This window comes from Paenibacillus sp. SAF-068, from assembly GCF_051967555.1.
In the GTDB taxonomy this organism is placed as follows: Bacteria; Bacillota; Bacilli; order Paenibacillales; family Paenibacillaceae; genus Paenibacillus.
In genome coordinates, this window is the sequence record NZ_JBQCJX010000010.1 from 50872 (window position 1) to 68199 (window position 17328).

At 44.9% G+C, this 17328-nt stretch carries 18 protein-coding genes, 1 rRNA gene and 1 riboswitch; of the genes, 2 read left to right on the forward strand and 17 right to left on the reverse strand.

Translation table 11 applies throughout. From position 1 onward, the window contains the following. Window positions 1-22: 22 nt before the first annotated feature. The 3 genes from ACTHPG_RS27230 to ACTHPG_RS27240 form a co-directional block, all read right to left on the reverse strand. Entirely contained in the window at window positions 23-1207 is a 1185-nt protein-coding gene (locus ACTHPG_RS27230) for a ubiquitin-like domain-containing protein (RefSeq protein WP_339258163.1), read from the reverse strand. Window positions 1208-1480: 273 nt separating this feature from the next. After that, window positions 1481-1734, reverse strand: a riboswitch (cyclic di-AMP (ydaO/yuaA leader). Window positions 1735-1975: 241 nt separating this feature from the next. Further along, on the reverse strand, window positions 1976-2746 hold the full coding sequence (locus ACTHPG_RS27235) for a TatD family hydrolase (protein WP_440392467.1): 771 nt from the start codon (window positions 2744-2746) through the stop codon (window positions 1976-1978). Window positions 2747-3078: 332 nt separating this feature from the next. After that, entirely contained in the window at window positions 3079-4356 is a 1278-nt protein-coding gene (locus ACTHPG_RS27240; RefSeq protein ID WP_440392468.1) for an HD domain-containing protein, read from the reverse strand. A 317-nt stretch (window positions 4357-4673) separates the two neighbouring features. Here ACTHPG_RS27240 and ACTHPG_RS27245 point away from each other — a divergent pair, with 317 nt between their 5' ends. Then, on the forward strand, window positions 4674-4928 hold the full coding sequence (locus tag ACTHPG_RS27245; protein WP_024633700.1) for an AbrB/MazE/SpoVT family DNA-binding domain-containing protein: 255 nt from the start codon (window positions 4674-4676) through the stop codon (window positions 4926-4928). 186 nt (window positions 4929-5114) lie between these two features. On the opposite strand, the gene rsmI is transcribed toward ACTHPG_RS27245, so the two are convergent. The 12 genes from rsmI to ACTHPG_RS27305 all read right to left on the reverse strand — a co-directional run bounded on the left by rsmI (window position 5115) and on the right by ACTHPG_RS27305 (window position 14975). Next, on the reverse strand, window positions 5115-5999 hold the full coding sequence (gene rsmI, locus ACTHPG_RS27250; RefSeq protein ID WP_440392469.1) for a 16S rRNA (cytidine(1402)-2'-O)-methyltransferase: 885 nt from the start codon (window positions 5997-5999) through the stop codon (window positions 5115-5117). Further along, on the reverse strand, window positions 6000-6779 hold the full coding sequence (locus ACTHPG_RS27255) for a tRNA1(Val) (adenine(37)-N6)-methyltransferase (RefSeq protein ID WP_440392470.1): 780 nt from the start codon (window positions 6777-6779) through the stop codon (window positions 6000-6002). A gap of 95 nt (window positions 6780-6874) precedes the next feature. Continuing rightward, complete coding sequence (gene yabA / locus ACTHPG_RS27260; RefSeq protein ID WP_017691386.1) at window positions 6875-7243, reverse strand: DNA replication initiation control protein YabA; 369 nt, start codon at window positions 7241-7243, stop codon at window positions 6875-6877. A gap of 28 nt (window positions 7244-7271) precedes the next feature. Beyond that, entirely contained in the window at window positions 7272-8072 is an 801-nt protein-coding gene (locus ACTHPG_RS27265) for a PSP1 domain-containing protein (protein ID WP_053778939.1), read from the reverse strand. 117 nt (window positions 8073-8189) lie between these two features. Then, the gene (gene holB, locus ACTHPG_RS27270; protein WP_440392471.1) at window positions 8190-9161 is read right to left on the reverse strand and encodes a DNA polymerase III subunit delta'; all 972 of its coding nucleotides are present in this window, start codon (window positions 9159-9161) and stop codon (window positions 8190-8192) included. Window positions 9162-9170: 9 nt separating this feature from the next. Next, window positions 9171-9614, reverse strand: a complete 444-nt coding sequence (locus ACTHPG_RS27275) for a YaaR family protein (protein ID WP_017691389.1) — start codon at window positions 9612-9614, stop codon at window positions 9171-9173. A 344-nt stretch (window positions 9615-9958) separates the two neighbouring features. Next, on the reverse strand, window positions 9959-10288 hold the full coding sequence (locus ACTHPG_RS27280) for a cyclic-di-AMP receptor (RefSeq protein ID WP_017691391.1): 330 nt from the start codon (window positions 10286-10288) through the stop codon (window positions 9959-9961). Between the two features lie 61 nt (window positions 10289-10349). Continuing rightward, window positions 10350-10997 (reverse strand): dTMP kinase, encoded by a 648-nt coding sequence (gene tmk, locus ACTHPG_RS27285; protein WP_253428864.1) that lies wholly within the window; start codon window positions 10995-10997, stop codon window positions 10350-10352. A gap of 218 nt (window positions 10998-11215) precedes the next feature. Beyond that, window positions 11216-11908, reverse strand: a complete 693-nt coding sequence (locus ACTHPG_RS27290; protein WP_440392472.1) for an LrgB family protein — start codon at window positions 11906-11908, stop codon at window positions 11216-11218. Then, window positions 11878-12306, reverse strand: coding sequence for a CidA/LrgA family protein (locus tag ACTHPG_RS27295; protein ID WP_440392473.1), 429 nt, complete (start codon window positions 12304-12306; stop codon window positions 11878-11880). Before ACTHPG_RS27295 ends, ACTHPG_RS27290 begins: the two co-directional genes overlap by 31 nt. A 525-nt stretch (window positions 12307-12831) precedes the next feature. After that, window positions 12832-14535 (reverse strand): aminotransferase class I/II-fold pyridoxal phosphate-dependent enzyme, encoded by a 1704-nt coding sequence (locus ACTHPG_RS27300; protein WP_440392474.1) that lies wholly within the window; start codon window positions 14533-14535, stop codon window positions 12832-12834. Between the two features lie 254 nt (window positions 14536-14789). After that, complete coding sequence (locus tag ACTHPG_RS27305) at window positions 14790-14975, reverse strand: sigma factor G inhibitor Gin (RefSeq protein WP_017691396.1); 186 nt, start codon at window positions 14973-14975, stop codon at window positions 14790-14792. 498 nt (window positions 14976-15473) lie between these two features. On the opposite strand from ACTHPG_RS27305, the gene ACTHPG_RS27310 reads away from it, so the two are divergent. Next, complete coding sequence (locus ACTHPG_RS27310; protein WP_440392475.1) at window positions 15474-15998, forward strand: hypothetical protein; 525 nt, start codon at window positions 15474-15476, stop codon at window positions 15996-15998. 538 nt (window positions 15999-16536) lie between these two features. On the opposite strand, the gene ACTHPG_RS27315 is transcribed toward ACTHPG_RS27310, so the two are convergent. Both ACTHPG_RS27315 and rrf read right to left on the reverse strand, forming a co-directional pair. Further along, window positions 16537-16977 carry a hypothetical protein gene (locus ACTHPG_RS27315; protein ID WP_253428854.1) on the reverse strand — a complete coding sequence of 147 codons (441 nt, stop codon included), beginning with the start codon at window positions 16975-16977 and terminating at the stop codon, window positions 16537-16539. A 276-nt stretch (window positions 16978-17253) separates the two neighbouring features. Next, window positions 17254-17328 (reverse strand): 5S ribosomal RNA (rrf, locus tag ACTHPG_RS27320); the annotation flags it as partial.

A 17328-nucleotide genomic window follows, 5' to 3' on the forward strand; every position in this document is an offset into this window, starting at 1 on the left:
CCCATTTCAAAGTAAAACGATTTTAGTTCGCTTCCGGCTTCACCGGACCGATCACGTAGACCGTCTTGCCTTTCTTGCGTCCAAAATTCAGGGCATGCTTCACACTGTCATAATATACATCAATTTTGTTGCCTTTAATGGCACCGCCTGTATCTTCCGCACGTCGGAAGCCCAGACCTTCGATATATACCCACCAGCCAATTGGAATGACTTTGGGATCAACCGCGATGGTGCGCCCTTCCGTTACACGAGTACCGGAAGCTGTTTTAGTGCCAATGCCAGGCTCTTCGGAAGAGTAGGCAGTCATGGATACATTTTTAAGTACTTTGGAGTATTTAAAAGAAGTCCCGGATACGGTAATCACTTTGCTGCCCGAGGCAGATGTTTTCTTCGAGTTCGTTGTTGTAGCCTTTTTGGTTGTTGAAGTTTGTGCCGATACGGTCTGAATCTCAGGTTTTTTCACGACCGGTTTTGCTTTGGTGCCGACAGCGATCACTTTATCTACACGATTATTCGCGACGGATTTGCCGACCATTTTTTTGGAGACCAATTCTCCATCCTGAAATACCTTTTCGATGTGCTGTACAAGTGTACCTTCTTTGCCGTTTACAACGACACGGTTATCCCCTTTGTACAAGCTGGGGTCAGCCGTTTTAATTACTTTGTAAGCGATCGGTTGTTCTACATCCACTGTACGCTTTGTTACGCGCACTACACGGATCTTCATATCCGCTTTGATAGCAGTTCCAAGCGCCGGATACACTTTATCATTACTCTCAACTTGAATACCTGATTTTTGAATTGCATCTTCTACCGATGAATCCGTTGTATACAGAGTCTTGGTGTCTCCGTCTGCCGTAATGTTGACTGGAACGGCCCGCTCAATAACGATTCGGTCTCCATCTGTAATTGCCCCGTTCATGGACATGGATACCTTGTCGTGAGGGCTGACTGTGATCGACTGCTCCTCCAGCATTTCCTGAAGCATTCCTGTACGAGTCTCTACCACCTGAGCTTTGCCATCAATAACCAGTGAAATTTGTTTCCCGGCCTGACCGTAAACGACTAACAAGATCATGATTGTAAGCGCAATTGAGAAAATCGCGATCAATGCCATTTGACGCATGTTCTCATGCTTCCACCGCAACGCGAAAGACTTACTGGATGATCGTGACTCATGGGTCTCTTCTGGTTGGAATGTGCCCACTTCTCCGTCCTCCTTCATAGCCTCGCCGTCTAAAGTAATGCATGATGTCTTTGACGTGACTATACCAAATTTTCTACAGAACACAGATTGGACCAACATAATCCGGTTCTGCACCATGAATCAATCTTCGCAACATGATGTCATCCTCCTGAATACCTACCGTATGATGACAACATTTCTTTTATTCAAAAACAAAAAAGCCAAAGAAAGAGTGTAAGAGGAACTCTTTCGTGGCTTCCGAATGATTTTGAATATCGGAAATTCATGCACGAGGTTGCCTCTCTTTTTCCGCTTGCGAGGTTAGCTGTCGGGTTCGGGCGAAAGAGAGCCGCCCTATCTTAGGTCACCCGCTCATGGCGGATGCCCTTGAATTCACCCCGAGACCCAAAGAAGAAATCAAATACGGCTTCGCAGTTCCATACGCTGCTTTTGGGTCAGCGAACGTTGCGCATCGGCCAGATTCACCGATGTTTAAGCCCTATTGGTTCCCCCGCTCTCCGTTAACGGAGACTCAGCGAGACTGATTCATGAAAGTAATGTTGTTTCATCGGAAAGTGTCCCTTTGTTCATCCCCCGAACATCTGTCCAATTTTCCGCACAACAATTCACTGAAAAGATGATATCCTGTTTTGATGCATGTTGTAAAGCGTTGATCAAGTACGTTTTTCTGAATATTTGGTTAAAATATTGTAATATTCTTGATTTATTTGGATCAAAGGGCAAATTAACTCCGCTTACCTGCCTTTTTCACCTCATTTACTCGTTTTTTTAACGAATTCCAAATCGTTCCATGGCATTTTTGGTGGTTATTGCAGCAATTTCCTCGACTGAAATGCCTTTAATTTCCGCAGCTGCCTCTGCAACCAGACGTACATGCGCTGTCTCATTTCGTTTCCCACGATAAGGGTGAGGTGTCAAATATGGAGCATCTGTTTCAATGAAAAACCGGTCCATCGGAACCTTCGCGAGCACCTCTTTGGGCTGCTTTGCATTTTTGAATGTAATTGGTCCTCCGAAGGAGAGATGGAAGCCCATATCTAGACAACTCTTCGCTGTTTCCCAGCTGCCCGAGAACGAATGCATCACACCACCAACTTCACTCGCCTTTTCTTCACGCAAAATTCTTATGATATCCTCATGTGCATCCCGATTATGGATGACAATCGGCATGTTCACTTCACGTGCCAAAGCAATTTGTTGTCGTAATACGCGATGCTGTACTTCCTTCGGTGAAGTATCCCAGTGATAATCCAATCCAATCTCACCGATAGCAACCACTTTTTCATGCTTGCATAAAGATGCAATCCATTCCAGATCGCCCTCCTGCATTGTAATCGCATCGACGGGATGCCACCCTACAGCTGCATAGATAAAGTCATATGTCTCAGCAAGTTTCATTGTCGTTGGAATCGTCTCCCGGTTAAAGCCAATGTTGATCATGCGACCAACTCCCGCATCAACAGCACGCTGAATCATGTCCTCGCGGTCCTCGTCGAATTGTGGTGCATCCAGATGTGTATGTGTGTCGAACAGCATCATGTTTGTATCTCCCTTCATGTCGAAATAACGACTATCTTCTGTTGAAAGTTAAATTTGTAAAATTCAATAATTCATTGACTCCTATATAAAACATTTTGGGTAATCTGTGCATTACATTATTTCGTTTGTTTCTTCACAACTACAATATATAGAAGAAATACGAATATTCTGATCTATATATTGCTGATTGTGCCCGTTCTGCCTGCTTTCATTTACAAAATTATGTCGATCTACATATACGCCCCATTAAAGCAGATTACTGTATCATGAAAAATAGCTCTTTTAGAAAGTCTTTTGATCTCGAAATTCTTCATTGGATTATACCCACATGATTACAAGAAATAGGGGCGTATATGTGACGGTAATTCATGAATAATCGCATCCACCTTGTTTTGCGGGTAATACAAATGATGTTTCCCTCGATGAAGCCCGCTGATGGAACGGACAATGTCTGATACTTCTGACAACTCACGTAAATTGTCCTGTCGATCCAGAAGAAGAATCTGCTTATCGGTGGATTCATCCGGACGAAACACATCATACGGATTATCTGAAGGAAAATCAATTTCAAGATCATATTCGGGATCAAGGCCTGCCTGTACAAAAGCTTCCCGAATCTCTTCCATCATTGTCAAGTCGACCTGTTCAAGCTCTACATACTTATATAACTTGCGATCCATAAAACGTTCGCATAACTCACTCAGAACAGTATCGTCCTCCTTGCGCCACTGCGTAAATGCCGTCTGAATTAATGCTTCATCCAACTGCAAATATTCATCTACAGATAATTCTCCTGCAAATAATTGAGGGAGTGGATCAATCATGAAGCGAAATTGAAAACCATGCTGTATGAGTATTTTCGCTCGCTTGAATATTTGCCGCAATATAATTTCAGAACTACGAGTTACCGGATGGAAATAAATCTGCCAATACATCTGATACCTAGACATGAGGTAGTCCTCCACAGCATGCATGCCTGATTCCTTGACTACAATTCGTCCATGATAGGGACGCAGCATCCGAAGGATACGATCAAGGTCAATCGTGCCGTAATTTACACCTGTAAAATAAGCATCCCTGAGCAAATAGTCCATTCGGTCTGCATCAAGCGGACTGGTCACCAAGTTCACCACAATCGGTTTTTCATATGTTTTTTGAATGACAGACGCGACTTTCTCAGGAAAATCAGGAGCATACCGTCTTAAGATCGCCCCTACTTCGGTATCACCTGTAATAATGCGACAAGTCCAATCCTCGTGATTCATGTCAAAAGCTTCTTCGATGGAGTGAGAGAATGGCCCATGCCCGAGATCATGAAGCAGAGCTGCGCACAGAGCTACAATCTTTTCTTCCTTCGGCCAATCCGAATAATGACTTCTTTCAAATTGAGAGATGATCTTGCGTGTAATCTCATAAACACCTAGTGAATGTGAAAACCGACTATGCTCTGCTCCGTGAAAGGTAAGGTAAGATGTACCCAGTTGACGAATCCGGCGTAAACGCTGAAATTCCGGGGTGTTAATTAACTGCCATATAACCGGATCTTGCACGTGGATATAATTATGTACCGGATCTTTGAATACTTTCTCTTCCGTTAAACGTTGTTCCATGTCGACTCACTCCTTTAATTTCTTTTATATTAACGCTTTGGGCTCTGCGATTCATCTAAGATTCGACACATTATGACGAAATTTGTCGAATAACGTAGTTTTGTCGTTTTCCAAATCGACAAAGTTGACATTGATGTTTAAATGTGAAAAATGACTGCCAATCCCTTACCACCAGTAACCTTGTGAAAAACAGCCTTAATTTTAAGCTAATTTTAAGGTTGACTGTTTTGGGAATCGTTGGTATGATGAGTATCATAAAACATAAAATAATGTCGAATAATGACAATGATAGTTAGCTGAGAGGAGCACTGATTATAATGATGAAATCAACAGGTATTGTAAGAAAAGTGGACGAACTGGGACGGGTAGTTATTCCAATTGAATTGCGCCGTACGCTCGGTATTGGTGAAAAAGATGCTCTGGAAATCTACGTTGACGGCGAGCGCATCATGTTGAAAAAATATGAGCCTGCTTGTATCTTCTGTGGTAATGCAGAGAACGTTACTTATTTCAAAGGTAAAATTGTTTGTAACGAATGTATTTCCGAAATCCCTGCACCTGTGACAAAATAAGAAAAACCAGATATACTGGACTTATCTAAATTGTTATTTCTAACCTTTTTAATATTCCTTAATGGCCTTCCCGGTGTGAACCCCACCGCGGAAGGTATTTTTTTGCCCTGTTATGGGTTCCTTGATGTTGCAAAAGGTTCTTTTCAGGTTATGCTCCCCATGACAGAAGATAGTTGCTTAGATTGGCTACTCGATTAACGCATTATATACATCCCGCTTCGTCAGTCCACGATCGGTTGCCGTTTTTTTCATCGCATCTTTGCGATTATGTCCTTCACCTTCATAATGACTGACATGATCCGCGAGGGACATCAGCTGCCACCATGCTTCGCGCTCAGCCTTACGCTCCTCTTCCTTAATACCCTCTACCAGCAAACAGTACTCGCCAAGAGGTGGATGTTCTTCAAGCCAGTCTATACATTCCTTCACAGTACCCCTTGCGAATTCCTCATGACGCTTGGTTAGTTCACGAGCCAGAACAATCGAGCGATCACCCAGAATTTCTTCGAGGTGGACTAATGTTTTTCGAATACGGTGAGGGGATTCATAAAATAACAAAGTCCCGTTGGATTCGTCAAAAGCCTCCAGCACTTTTCGCATGTCCTTTTTCTCCCGCGGCAAAAAACCGCCGAATGTGAAACGCTCCGTCGGTAATCCGGACACGATCAGAGCAGACAAAGCAGCATTGGGTCCAGGAATGGGAATAACCGTTATTCCGGCGTCCAGTGCAAGCTGTACAAGATCGGAACCTGGGTCCGAAATGGCCGGCAGACCGGCATCACTGACTAGTGCCAAATTTTTTCCTTCTATTATATAGCGTATCAGTTCAGGTCCACTCGCCCCCTTATTATGCTCATGATAACTGAACAACATCGAAGGTGTAATTTCAAAATGGGTAAGCAGCTTCCGAGTCTGGCGTGTGTCTTCCGCTGCAATGATGTCACAACTCTGCAATGTCTTGATGGCTCGGAAGGTCATATCCTCCAGATTACCAATAGGTGTCCCAACCAGATATAGCTTGCCTGATCCTTCAAGCTGCTCCGCATAACTTTTCTGAATATGCAAAGTCATCTATAGTCCTCCTTTCGTAGTACGCTCAGCATGTTGCTGGCCATAATAAATATCCATAATCTCTTCGCAATATTTCCCCTCTTCATTGTAGACAATGAGTGGCGGAAGCATTCTTACTTCAGGTTTACCATCTTTCATACCTTCAATTAATACCATGTTGGCTTCCAGATGAGCACGGGGATGTACCATCCGAATCCGTTTGGGCTCCAGCTTATTTTCACGCATGAGCGAGATTATCTCGCCAAGACGCTGAGGTCGATGAACCATCGATACTTTGCCGCCATTACGTACAAGGCGACTACAAGCCTGAATCACTTCTTCCAGGGTACATCCGATCTCATGACGTGCCATTGCCTGATGTGTGTTCATTTTGAGATCACTTCCATTCAGAGGCATATATGGAGGATTAACCGTTATTGCATCATATACAGCATGTCCTGTTTCTTTCACCAGTTCTCGCAAATCACCTTCACGAATCATAATCGCGTCGTCGAGTTCATTTAATTGCACACTGCGACGCGCCATATCAGCCAAACGAGGCTGAATTTCGATCCCCTCCAGATTAGCCTTTGTACGTGTAGTAAGCAAAATGGGGACCACCCCATTACCCGTACACAAATCAAGTACACGACCCCGTTTAGGTACGGAAGCAAACCGGGCCAATAATACCGCATCCATCGAAAAACTGAACACTTCATCACTTTGAATGATTCTTAAATCATGAGAAAGCAGATCATCAATCCGCTCTGACTCCTGTAACGCCACTTCATTTGCTTTCATATATTACGCTCATCCTCCGGTATTCTATATCTCATGTTTGTTATTTTTAGGTTTATAACCTTGAAAAAAAACCGTAGGGGATCCCTACGGTCACTTCATTTATTCAAAAAAGACAGGCAGAACAGACAATCACCTTCCGTCCGCAGATGTCCATAATAGACGTTGCAGATATGGAAGCCTTCGTGATACAACCGGGCCAGATTATCATAGCCTTCACCCACAACATCTTCACCTGTAGCTGGACCTGCTGGTCTTGCTACGGGAGCGAGTGCTGAAGAGATCGGCAGATCTGCCGGAGCCTCACGTTTGAGCAGTTTGCGTAATTGCTCATTCTCGATGGTAAGCCGCTGATTATCCTCAAGCAGCTCCTTCACAATCATTTTTAACTCTCCTAAATCACCGTGCAACTGACCCAGTTGGGTTTCCATTTCATGAATGTGCGTAAACAGATTTTTCTTTTCCAAGTTTCCACCCCGAAGCAACCTTTATGGTTTACTTGATAACGACGTCATCCAGCGGAAGTTCTTTGACTTTACTGATGTCGAACAGTTGAACATGGACTGTGCGGCTACCGGCATTAATTCCGACAACTTTTCCTTCACCCAATGAGGTGACGACCAATTTGCCTACAGCTGGCAGTTCTTCTCTCACACTTTCATAGTTATCATGCTCAAATTTCAGACAGCACATGAGTCTTCCGCACAACCCTGAAATTTTCGTCGGATTCAGTGACAGGCTCTGATCTTTAGCCATCTTGATTGATACCGGCTCAAAGTCTCCCAGCCAGGAAGAACAACACAACACACGGCCGCAAGGTCCGATTCCGCCAAGCATCTTCGCTTCATCACGCACACCAATCTGTCTCAGCTCAATTCGTGTCCGGAATATGCTTGCCAGATCCTTGACCAGCTCCCGGAAATCGACTCTTCCTTCAGCTGTAAAATAAAATATGATTTTATTGCGATCAAACGTAAATTCCACATCGACCAGCTTCATTTTGAGGCCATGGTCTTTGATTTTATTTAAACAAGTACCGAATGCTTCCTTCGCTGCACGCTTGTTCTCATCAACCACACGGGCATCGGTCTCGCCCGCAACGCGGATGACTTTCTTCAGCGGCAGCACCACATCGGACTCGCCCACTTCCTTCTTACCAACAACAACCTTACCGTACTCTACCCCCCGCGCTGTCTCCACGATAACGCAGTTTTCTTTCTCAATGGGAAGGTCCAGGGGATCGAAGTAATAAATTTTGCCCGCTTTTTTGAAACGGACACCCACTACACTGTACAAAAAATTAACCCCCTTGTAAGCCAACCCCACTTCGTCTGAAGCCCCGTCTTCTTAGGGAACCGGTCGAAGTTATAACCGTTTGCATATGATTGGAACTAGCTTATCCCTCTCCCAGTCTTATGCCAAACCGATCAAAAATTGCTCCAGACAAAGCTGGCCATTGACGTTGAAACGCAATTTTTTTCTGCATGCTGCGGCCAGATCCATATAGGAAACCCACTGTTCTGTGCTGCGGGTATGTGCCAACTGAGATAGCATGTCTAACTGATCTATAAAAACGATATGTTCATGCCTACCGTACTGAACATACAGCATGTCCCTAAACCATAGATGGAACAAACTAAGTAACATGTCCAGATGTTCAGAGAGTCCGGTTTTAAAAAGCTTCTGCTGTGCAGAGATCAATGATGTACTTCCTCTACCCAGGGACTCCTTCCCTAATTGTAACATTACGTTTCTAATTTCTGCAAACCAATTCTGCTGGAGAATTTCTCTACATGCTTCCAATCCTGACGCTAAATGGACGGCTGAGCGAGCCAGATTGGCAGGGTGCCCTTCCTCCATTAGTGATTGCAGCATCTCATCCGGATTCAATGCGCTGAATGGCACCAATTGGGAGCGTGAACGAATCGTAGGCAACATGGCCTGTCCATTATCTGTAATCAGAATGCCGACTGCCGGTACCTGCGGTTCCTCCAGAAATTTCAACAAACTGTTTGCTGCCTGCACCGTCATTTTCTCGGCTTGTTCTATAATATATACTTTGGGATGGCCTGCCTCTGATCGGTATGAAAAAATACGTTGCAGATCCCGGATTTGATCTATTTTAATATTGTTTCCATCTGGTGCAAGCATGGTTAGATCCGGATGGTTACCATGATCCACCTTACGACATTCAAGACACTGCCCACACGCGTCATCTTCAAGCTCTGTACAGAAGATTGCTTTGGCAAAGGTAATTGCCGTCTTCCGTTGCCCACTACCAGCTGGACCGCTAAACAAATACGCGTGGCTTATCGCCTGTCGTCTCAAACTGCTTTGTAACATTTGCTTGGCCGCTTGTTGACCCATAATCTGTTGAAAGGACATACTTCCTCCTCAGAAGCTTAAATTAATAAGCATCCCCCGAATTTCGCCTACTTGTTGCAATAGAGAGATTTTTCCTTCTTCTGTATCCAGCAATTCATCAGCCATGGATAACAGAGCGGAGTCAATTTCATCAATCAGCTTATAACGCTTGCCTCTGCCACGACGATCCCAACCCCTTGTCTCCTTCATGGATACACCGCGACGAACGGTCTCTTCCAGGAACCTTTTAACAAGTTGCTTATACGCCTTCAGTTCACGAATCGTCATGGAACGTGCCAGGCGATCACCCTGAAGCTGGATTTCACTAAACCGGCGATTCAGTTCAGCTTGTGAGGCCCGTTCCCCCTGATGGTTCATCATGTCAGAGAAATTTTTGGATTGAACCGGTTTGGAACCTGAATCAGTAGAACTGATCCCGCTCTGAATCGGTCTGAATCCAGGATTGATTTTCATGGATACGCCCGCTTTCTATCATAGTTAGCCAATCGCCCATCAGCACAGTGCGCGTTGCGCCTGTGCGTGAGGATGAGGCTTGTATATATGCTGATCACACTCTATATATAATGGTAGATATACATCACCATCAAGGACTTATTTTTGGTAGTCAGCCTCTTTCCGGATAAGCATCCCTGCTAGAATATGCTCATTCGGAAAGAGTGTGCCCATTCTTCTGATCAAGAAAGGCTGTTCCATACGTGGTAGGCACGAATTCCAATACAATCTTTTTGCATCCATCGTTCCAACATGCTATTCATCATGAAAGATCCTCATGGGATGATTCATGCAAAAAGTTTAAATTAGAAATGTTCGAAGCGATCTACCGGGAGAACAAATACAGTAGCTCCACCTACTTGAACTTCAACAGGTAGCGGCAGGTAAGAGTCGGTTGTTCCGCTCATCGGTGTGACCGGAGTCACGAGCTGTTCACGAACCTTACAGCTGCTGCGAATGACGTTCATTACGGACTCGACTTGACCATCATCGACACCGATCATAAACGTCGTGTTGCCTGCCTTCAAAAATCCACCCGTACTGGCCAACTTCGTTGCCCGAAAGTTTGCTTTGACCAATGCGCTGGATAATCGGTTGCTGTCTTTATCCTGTATAATCGCAACAATCAGTTTCATCCTGCATAACCTCCTTCAGAATAAGCACCTTTATTAAATGCCCTGTCTATATATTAGACAATTACTCGTCAAAATCCTTCAAAATCCCTGTCTCCAGCGACAAAATCATCGCCGCCAAGACATCCTCCTGCTTCATGGAAGCATCAATAACTCTGATTCGTTCCGGGAACTGCTCTTTTAATAGGAAGTAACCCTCTCGCACTTTACGGTGAAACTCCAGATTCTCCAGATCCAGACGGTTCACTTCCCGGCCATCATGAGCGTCGATCCGTGCAAGCCCCAATTCAGGCTCGATGTCCAGATATAAGGTCACATCCGGCATAAGATCACCGATCGCAAAGCGATTAATAGCCCATACATTCTCTATCCCGAGTCCCCGGGCATATCCTTGATAGACCAGACTGCTATCGACAAATCGATCACAGATGACTGCTTTTCCAGCTTTCAGCGCAGGCTCTACCTTCTCCGCCAGATGCTGGCTGCGTGCAGCTGCATACAATAGCGCTTCGGTTCGAGCATCCATTGCCGTATGAAGAGGGTCCAGGATAATTGAACGTATTTTCTCCGCAATCTCAATTCCGCCAGGCTCTCGCGTAACTACGTAAGGTATACCCCGTTCTTCAAAATAAGAACCTATTCTACCAATCATCGTTGTTTTACCGGAACCCTCTCCCCCTTCCAGCGTAATGAATTTACCTCTGCCCTGCATATGCTTCCCTGCTTTCTATGTCGATAATTGCATCTATTGCTGCTGTAATTGAAAATGCTTTGACCCTCTTGCTACAGGATATGATATCCCCCGCCCAGAGGTGTATAGCTACAGCTATATCGGTACGTAATAATAAAACAAAAATAAGACAAGCTTGTTTTCTTTCTATAATACTATAGGTCAGCAGTTACTCCAACATGAACAACAAAGTAAAACGTTCAACCGTAGATAACCCATACCCATAATGGAAGCATAATCGATCCGGCAATGGCACTGACAATCATGGATACCGAACTGAGGGCTACTGCATTCTCCCCATATTCAAAGGACCTTGCCATGCCGAGGGCATGAGATGCTGAACCCAGTCCAATACCATAGGCATGTTTACTTTGGACTTTGGCCCATTTTAAGAGCATTGGCCCCAGTAATATCCCTGAGAAACCTGCAATCATTACAAACAGCGATGTGAATGAGGCATTCCCTCCAACTTGATTAGCAAGTTGAATGGCAACAGGAGTTGTGACGGATTTCGGCAATAAAGCGATGACCATTTCTTGAGAATAGCCGAGTAGAATAGCGATTAAAGCACCTGTAGACACACCTGTAATACTGCCTCCAATCGTTCCGCCCACAATCGGAATAATATTCCGTTTCAGCACATGCAGATGTTTGGACAAGGGAAAAGCAAGAGATACAACTGCCGGGCCCAAGAGTTCCTGTATCCATTTTCCACCCAACATATATGTGTCCAGCTTTATACCGGAAATCACCAAGATCAGGATTAGTATGGCAGTCGTTGTGAGTACAGGCATAAGTATCGGCCATTTCAGCCTTTTATATAGATGTGTGGCTGGAATATATACAGCGATGGTTAGCGCAATCATTCCAATTCCGAGGATGAATGCTGACATGTGATGGCCTCCTTTTTAGCTGAATGAGACGATCTCCATGTCATGAGCCACTCACTTAATTTGGCAGATATCAGACATGTGATTAGTGTGCTAACGATCAATCCAAGAACCAATAATAAAGTGTTGGCTCTAAAAAAATCAAAATGATTAATAATGCCTACAGTTGGCGGGATGAACAACAATTGCAGATGAGATTGAAGCCACGTCGACCCCTCTTCTCCCCAGCTCATTTTGATCCATCCCAGTTGAATGACGATAAACAATACCAGCATGCCCACAATACTACCTGTTAACGGCAGATGTAATAGAGCTTGAATCAAGTTTCCAATCCAATAAAAACCGTACATCAGTAAAACTTGCAGGACTATTCCTGTATATTTTTTTAGCGGAATACCCAAAGTGGTCCCTTCTTTCTTATGTCTATCTGTATAAGTTGAACTAGGTCGTGTCTTCAAACCTGCCGAAAGCCGGAACGCAACTGAACGTGTCTGGAGCAGAGCATGGAGCTGGAGCGCTAACGACCCTGTGACGTCTTATTCAGCGATTTGAAGCACCCGCAGCAATCTAAGGAATCCGAAACACGCTATATTGGAATAACCAGCCGTTTACAGCGTGTTTGTTAGGTGACTTTGATTAATAACGTGTCTCAGGTTCCTCACAAAATAAAAGGAGGACTCGAATGCTAAGTAAGATGTCTTCGGTTCCTTAGTAAATTGTCTGGACAATTCGCCAGGATCAGCAATCCTTGACTTCAAGATGTTGGACCCTGACATTCTTCAACGTATCGCCTGCCTGAGTTTGAAGACATACCCTAGCAACTAGATTAATGACCAAGAGACCCTCACATGTGTAGGGTCCGGTATCGGTATTGGTCATATAGACTACCTATTGGTGTATGCATTCAAAGATTTCATATGTTTCTTTCAATCCTTCATGACCTTTAATACCTGTAGCGATACATCTGATACCCCATGAAACTTTGCTCCTTCATCGCGCAGGAGTTGCATACGTGCCACCATCGATGGACTTAGGCATTCACCCGGATATACAAGCGGAATCCCTGGAGGGTATGGAATAACCATCTCAGCTGATCGACAGCCCACGCTTCCTTGTATCGGGACATTGATCGTATCCGTCTCAACAATCGGTTGCAGTGAAAAGGAGATCGGTTCCGAGTAGGGCGTGTGTTCTTGTAAATTGTTCCACGTGGAAATATAATGCGCCGAACCTTTCGCAAGCTGATGTAATGGCTCTGCGTTGGAATTATCCTGCTCATGCCCATCGGCAGAGCTGATATGTTGTAGAGCCTGCAACAGGTGCTGAGCATCCTGCACCGTTGAGCCCAGGCTGAAGAGCAAGACGACGTACCGTTCGTCGCTCATCTCGGGCACACAGCCGCATGCTTCCAACTGCTGCTGTAGCCCATAACCGCTCAGCACCCCTGCGCCGTCATAGATGACGGCCTTGAATGGGTCCTGAGCGGTATACCCCGCGGCAGATGCCACCGCCGCCGCGGTCAGGCTCTTCCGTGTCTGCTGCGCAGCGGACACGGATAGGCCAGCCGGCTTCGCTGTTCCGGCTGGCGGTTCTGGCTGCAGCAGCTGTGCAGGCTGCAGCAACTGAAAGCGCGGCAGCTCCGCGAGGCCGCGCTTAAAAGCGTTCACGGCGGCGAGCCCCGCCGTGAATGTGTTCGCGCCCTGCACCTGCAGCAGCCGGCGCGCCAGATCGAGCGAAGCCATCACCGGGTATGATGGGCTTGAGCTTTGCACCATGGCCAGACGCTGCCTTAACAGGGACCGGTTTAAGCGTGGTCCCTGAATGTGCAGCATTGCCCCCATGGTGAAGGCCGTCAGCATCTTATGCGTAGACTGCACAACACCGTCTGCTCCGCACGACAGGGCAGAGACAGGCAGCTCCGGATGCTGCCCATAATGCGCGCCATGCGCTTCATCCACAAGCAACGGCATGCCAGCAGCGTGGCACACCTCGGCAATGGGCGTCAGATCAGCGCCCATGCCGTAATAATTGGGCAACGTGACCAGTACTCCCTTTGCCTCAGGATAGGACTGGACAGCAGCCTGAACCGTCTGCACCGACGGCATGACCGCAAGTCCAGACGCTGGGTCGATCCACGGCTCCAGAAATACAGCTCTTGCGCCGGCCACCATTAAACCGTGAATAACGGACTTGTGTACATTCCGCTGCACAAGCACAATACTGTTTGGCTCATCACACACGGTGAGCAACAAGGAGAGATTACCAGCTGTACTGCCTCCCACAAGGAAGAAACTCTCCTCCGCTCCAAAACAATCTGCCGCAAGCTCCTGCGCTTCCCGGATCACACCTTCCGGATGATGCAAATCATCGGTGCCCGTAATCTCCGTAACATCCATCTCCATTATCTCCAGGAATGAACGATCCGGGACCAGTCCTCTTTTGGACTGATCTCCTTCGATGCCATAACTTTCCCCACTCTTCAGGTCAGCCCCATAATCATCTACCGAACTGAGGCGGTAAGCTTGTCCATTTTTATGCCCAGGCACATGAAAAGAACGCTGCTTCGAATCGCGATACGCAAGCAACGCTTCATATAAAGGGGCTCTACTTGATTTAGTGTTATGATCCATGAAATAACCATCCTGTACATATATAATGTGCGCTCGATGCGCTCTTAAATGCTTCCTAATCTAAAGAATGCCCTTCTTGCCCATCTCCACACGTGCTACTGCTCATGTTCTATATCATTATATCAGCATACGCCTTCCTCAAATGGCAGACAAGACTCTCTCTCGTAAAAACAGAAAAAGGCCCATTGGGCCTCTATGCACATCAGCATCTTTACAATGTGATGTTTCGCTTCTACTTCTATTGGCAATATTCATTATGCGTTTTTTTGTACCCAAATTTGCTTCATCTGATGAATAAAATAATTGTACTTGGCATCCTGCGCATCGGTATGAACCATTTCTGCTTCACAAGTGTCACATATGAATTCTGATACAATAAAAATGCCTTCTCTTTTTCTTTGCTCGCAGATAATACATGTGTGTTCGGCATGTTCTTCCATGAACCATCCCACCTTGTTTTACGTTTACTATCAGTATTGCACAGTTTCTATTATTTTATACATTTTCATAGTGCTTTCTTTCTATAAAATATATATATTCGCCCACCCCCTTTGGGGTGTCTGTACCGAAAAATACATTCATCCTTCTTATACAAAGCCTTCTCCAGCTTAAATCTATACAGTTACCCTGCATCCGTCGCATTTTCCTCAAAATCACGTATCCCTTAGACCGGCTCAAGATTTATATTCAAATTTTCTTAAAAAAACTTGGAATCTCAGCCGATATATAATACATGATAACGATATCAAAGCCTGACAGTCCGTGCATTCGAGAGTATACTGAGATAAGCTCAGTCAAATCTCAATATCTTGTACAATCGTCATGGTGTGAGATACAAGGTTCATATATACATACATGATTCATTCCCTTTTACACGTGTAAGAAAACAAATTACCTATCCCACACAAACGTGAATTTGAAGGAGGATATATAATCGTATGGTCGCCGAACCGGAGAATAAAGCAACATTTTATCAATACCGGCTCTTGAAAAAAAAGGCTATCGCCCGCAGTGTCATCTATAGTTATCTGTGTCTTCCGGTCATCATGCTCTTATTCAATCTACTTGCATTCTCCTGGACTGGTCTTTTCTATTTTGTACTGGCAGGCCCAATCACCATCTGGATTCATTATGTCATCGCCAGAACGATATTACTTCTGGTACGTACCTCTTACGCCAAACGATGGCGCTGGAATCTGCGTATGCCTTGGTTGGGTTATATCCCTGATCAGCACTTCAGCTTCCGTATGTTCGTCCGGGTACACCTTAACATGAGTTGGATTGGACTATGTATCATTACAGTATGTTTGATATGGTCGCCATTGTCCTTTACCCTCTCGCTGATCTTCTGGCATTTATGGTTGCTGGGTCCTCGTTTATATGTTGTACTGGTACTCTCCCGCGAGCGCAAAGATGGACTCATCAAATTAAATGAACAAGATGTCTCATACTATCTGCAATAATTATGGTTCTTCATAACACTCAACAGTAAACGTATCTCATTTACCTGTAATACATAATGGCCAGGGCTCTTAGAAAATTCTGATAAAACGGATTGTCGTATCGTCTATTTATTTCAGTCTCACAAGATTAAATAAAGGTTATCCACTGTGGATAACCTTTATTTGTCTACCCTTTATTACTCCTTATCCACAGCGTGGGTATAGTTGAATTAGTTATCCCCACAACAGACTCCGCTAAATGCTCCTTTTCGACTTCTGTTCCATACTCATATCCCCACATTTCTCGTAGATCCTACACCATTGAGTGATCCCTCGCGCAGTCTTCGCTTTATCTCGCTTCTTACCCTCGCCTTTCATCAACCATTCAATCTGCATCATATCCTTTACAGCCTCTCCTGCTTTACACCCTATGTACTCTCCTGTCACTCTAGACCCTACCTCATAAAATAACAAAAAGCCCCCGATCAATGCACGGGAGCTTTAACTATATAAGGACATCACAGCGTTAATTTTCGTATCCAACTTTACACGCAACAGCTCAATCGTCTTCAGCCAATGATTTTACTGTCGTTTGAGTAGCATCATTTCTAGGAACCATTAGTGTAAAGGAACCATCATGTACTGCTAAATGCACAGTATGTCCTTCCTTTGCAAATACACGCAAGGTACTGGATTCATTGGATGTACCCTTGGCTTGCCTCTCTGTCCAACCCCAGCTTTTAATCTCGTCTAGATATACTTCAGGCAAGCTAGTGCTCTCACTAATACCAGACAGTGTATATCGAACATAGTCCATATCCGAATTGTTCTCGGACTGGTCAGATTTATTCGCTACTTTAGGAACCGGAAAACTCTTCTCGTTCACCGCACCTTCATATGAAGTCCATACAGAACCTGAAGCTTCACCGCATCCTGCCAGAACAACGGTCAAACAAAGCAACAGAATTGATTGTAGTCCAAGTCTCCGCCAACTTAACACACACACCCTCCTTTTCACAGCTGCACATTCCAGCTCTGTGGTCAGGTACTTTTAGCATATTTAACATAGTCCTATTATACTGGTTTTGCCGCTGTTATCCGTAACAAAAATGTTACTTTCAATTGACGATCATGTTAGAGCTTCAGCTCATCATCTGTAGTCCTTATAAACAAATAAAAACCACCACTGACGATCATGTTAGAGCTTCAGCTCATCATCTGTAGTCCTTATAAACAAATAAAAACCACCACCGAATATCATCGGCAGTGGTTCTTTGCTTGGCGGCGTCCTACTCTCCCAGGACCCTGCGGTCCAAGTACCATCGGCGCTAGAGGGCTTAACGGTCGTGTT

Bases quoted from the DNA above. Each gene is read 5' to 3' on its own strand.
- ACTHPG_RS27235 (WP_440392467.1), bottom strand. From the start codon at position 2,746: ATGATGCTGTTCGACACACATACACATCTGGATGCACCACAATTCGAC.
- ACTHPG_RS27240 (WP_440392468.1), bottom strand. From the start codon at position 4,356: ATGGAACAACGTTTAACGGAAGAGAAAGTATTCAAAGATCCGGTACAT.
- ACTHPG_RS27245 (WP_024633700.1), top strand. From the start codon at position 4,674: ATGATGAAATCAACAGGTATTGTAAGAAAAGTGGACGAACTGGGACGG.
- rsmI (WP_440392469.1), bottom strand. From the start codon at position 5,999: ATGACTTTGCATATTCAGAAAAGTTATGCGGAGCAGCTTGAAGGATCA.
- ACTHPG_RS27255 (WP_440392470.1), bottom strand. From the start codon at position 6,779: ATGAAAGCAAATGAAGTGGCGTTACAGGAGTCAGAGCGGATTGATGAT.
- holB (WP_440392471.1), bottom strand. From the start codon at position 9,161: ATGTCCTTTCAACAGATTATGGGTCAACAAGCGGCCAAGCAAATGTTA.
- ACTHPG_RS27275 (WP_017691389.1), bottom strand. From the start codon at position 9,614: ATGAAAATCAATCCTGGATTCAGACCGATTCAGAGCGGGATCAGTTCT.
- ACTHPG_RS27280 (WP_017691391.1), bottom strand. From the start codon at position 10,288: ATGAAACTGATTGTTGCGATTATACAGGATAAAGACAGCAACCGATTA.
- tmk (WP_253428864.1), bottom strand. From the start codon at position 10,997: ATGCAGGGCAGAGGTAAATTCATTACGCTGGAAGGGGGAGAGGGTTCC.
- ACTHPG_RS27290 (WP_440392472.1), bottom strand. From the start codon at position 11,908: ATGTCAGCATTCATCCTCGGAATTGGAATGATTGCGCTAACCATCGCT.
- ACTHPG_RS27300 (WP_440392474.1), bottom strand. From the start codon at position 14,535: ATGGATCATAACACTAAATCAAGTAGAGCCCCTTTATATGAAGCGTTG.
- ACTHPG_RS27305 (WP_017691396.1), bottom strand. From the start codon at position 14,975: ATGGAAGAACATGCCGAACACACATGTATTATCTGCGAGCAAAGAAAA.
- ACTHPG_RS27310 (WP_440392475.1), top strand. From the start codon at position 15,474: ATGGTCGCCGAACCGGAGAATAAAGCAACATTTTATCAATACCGGCTC.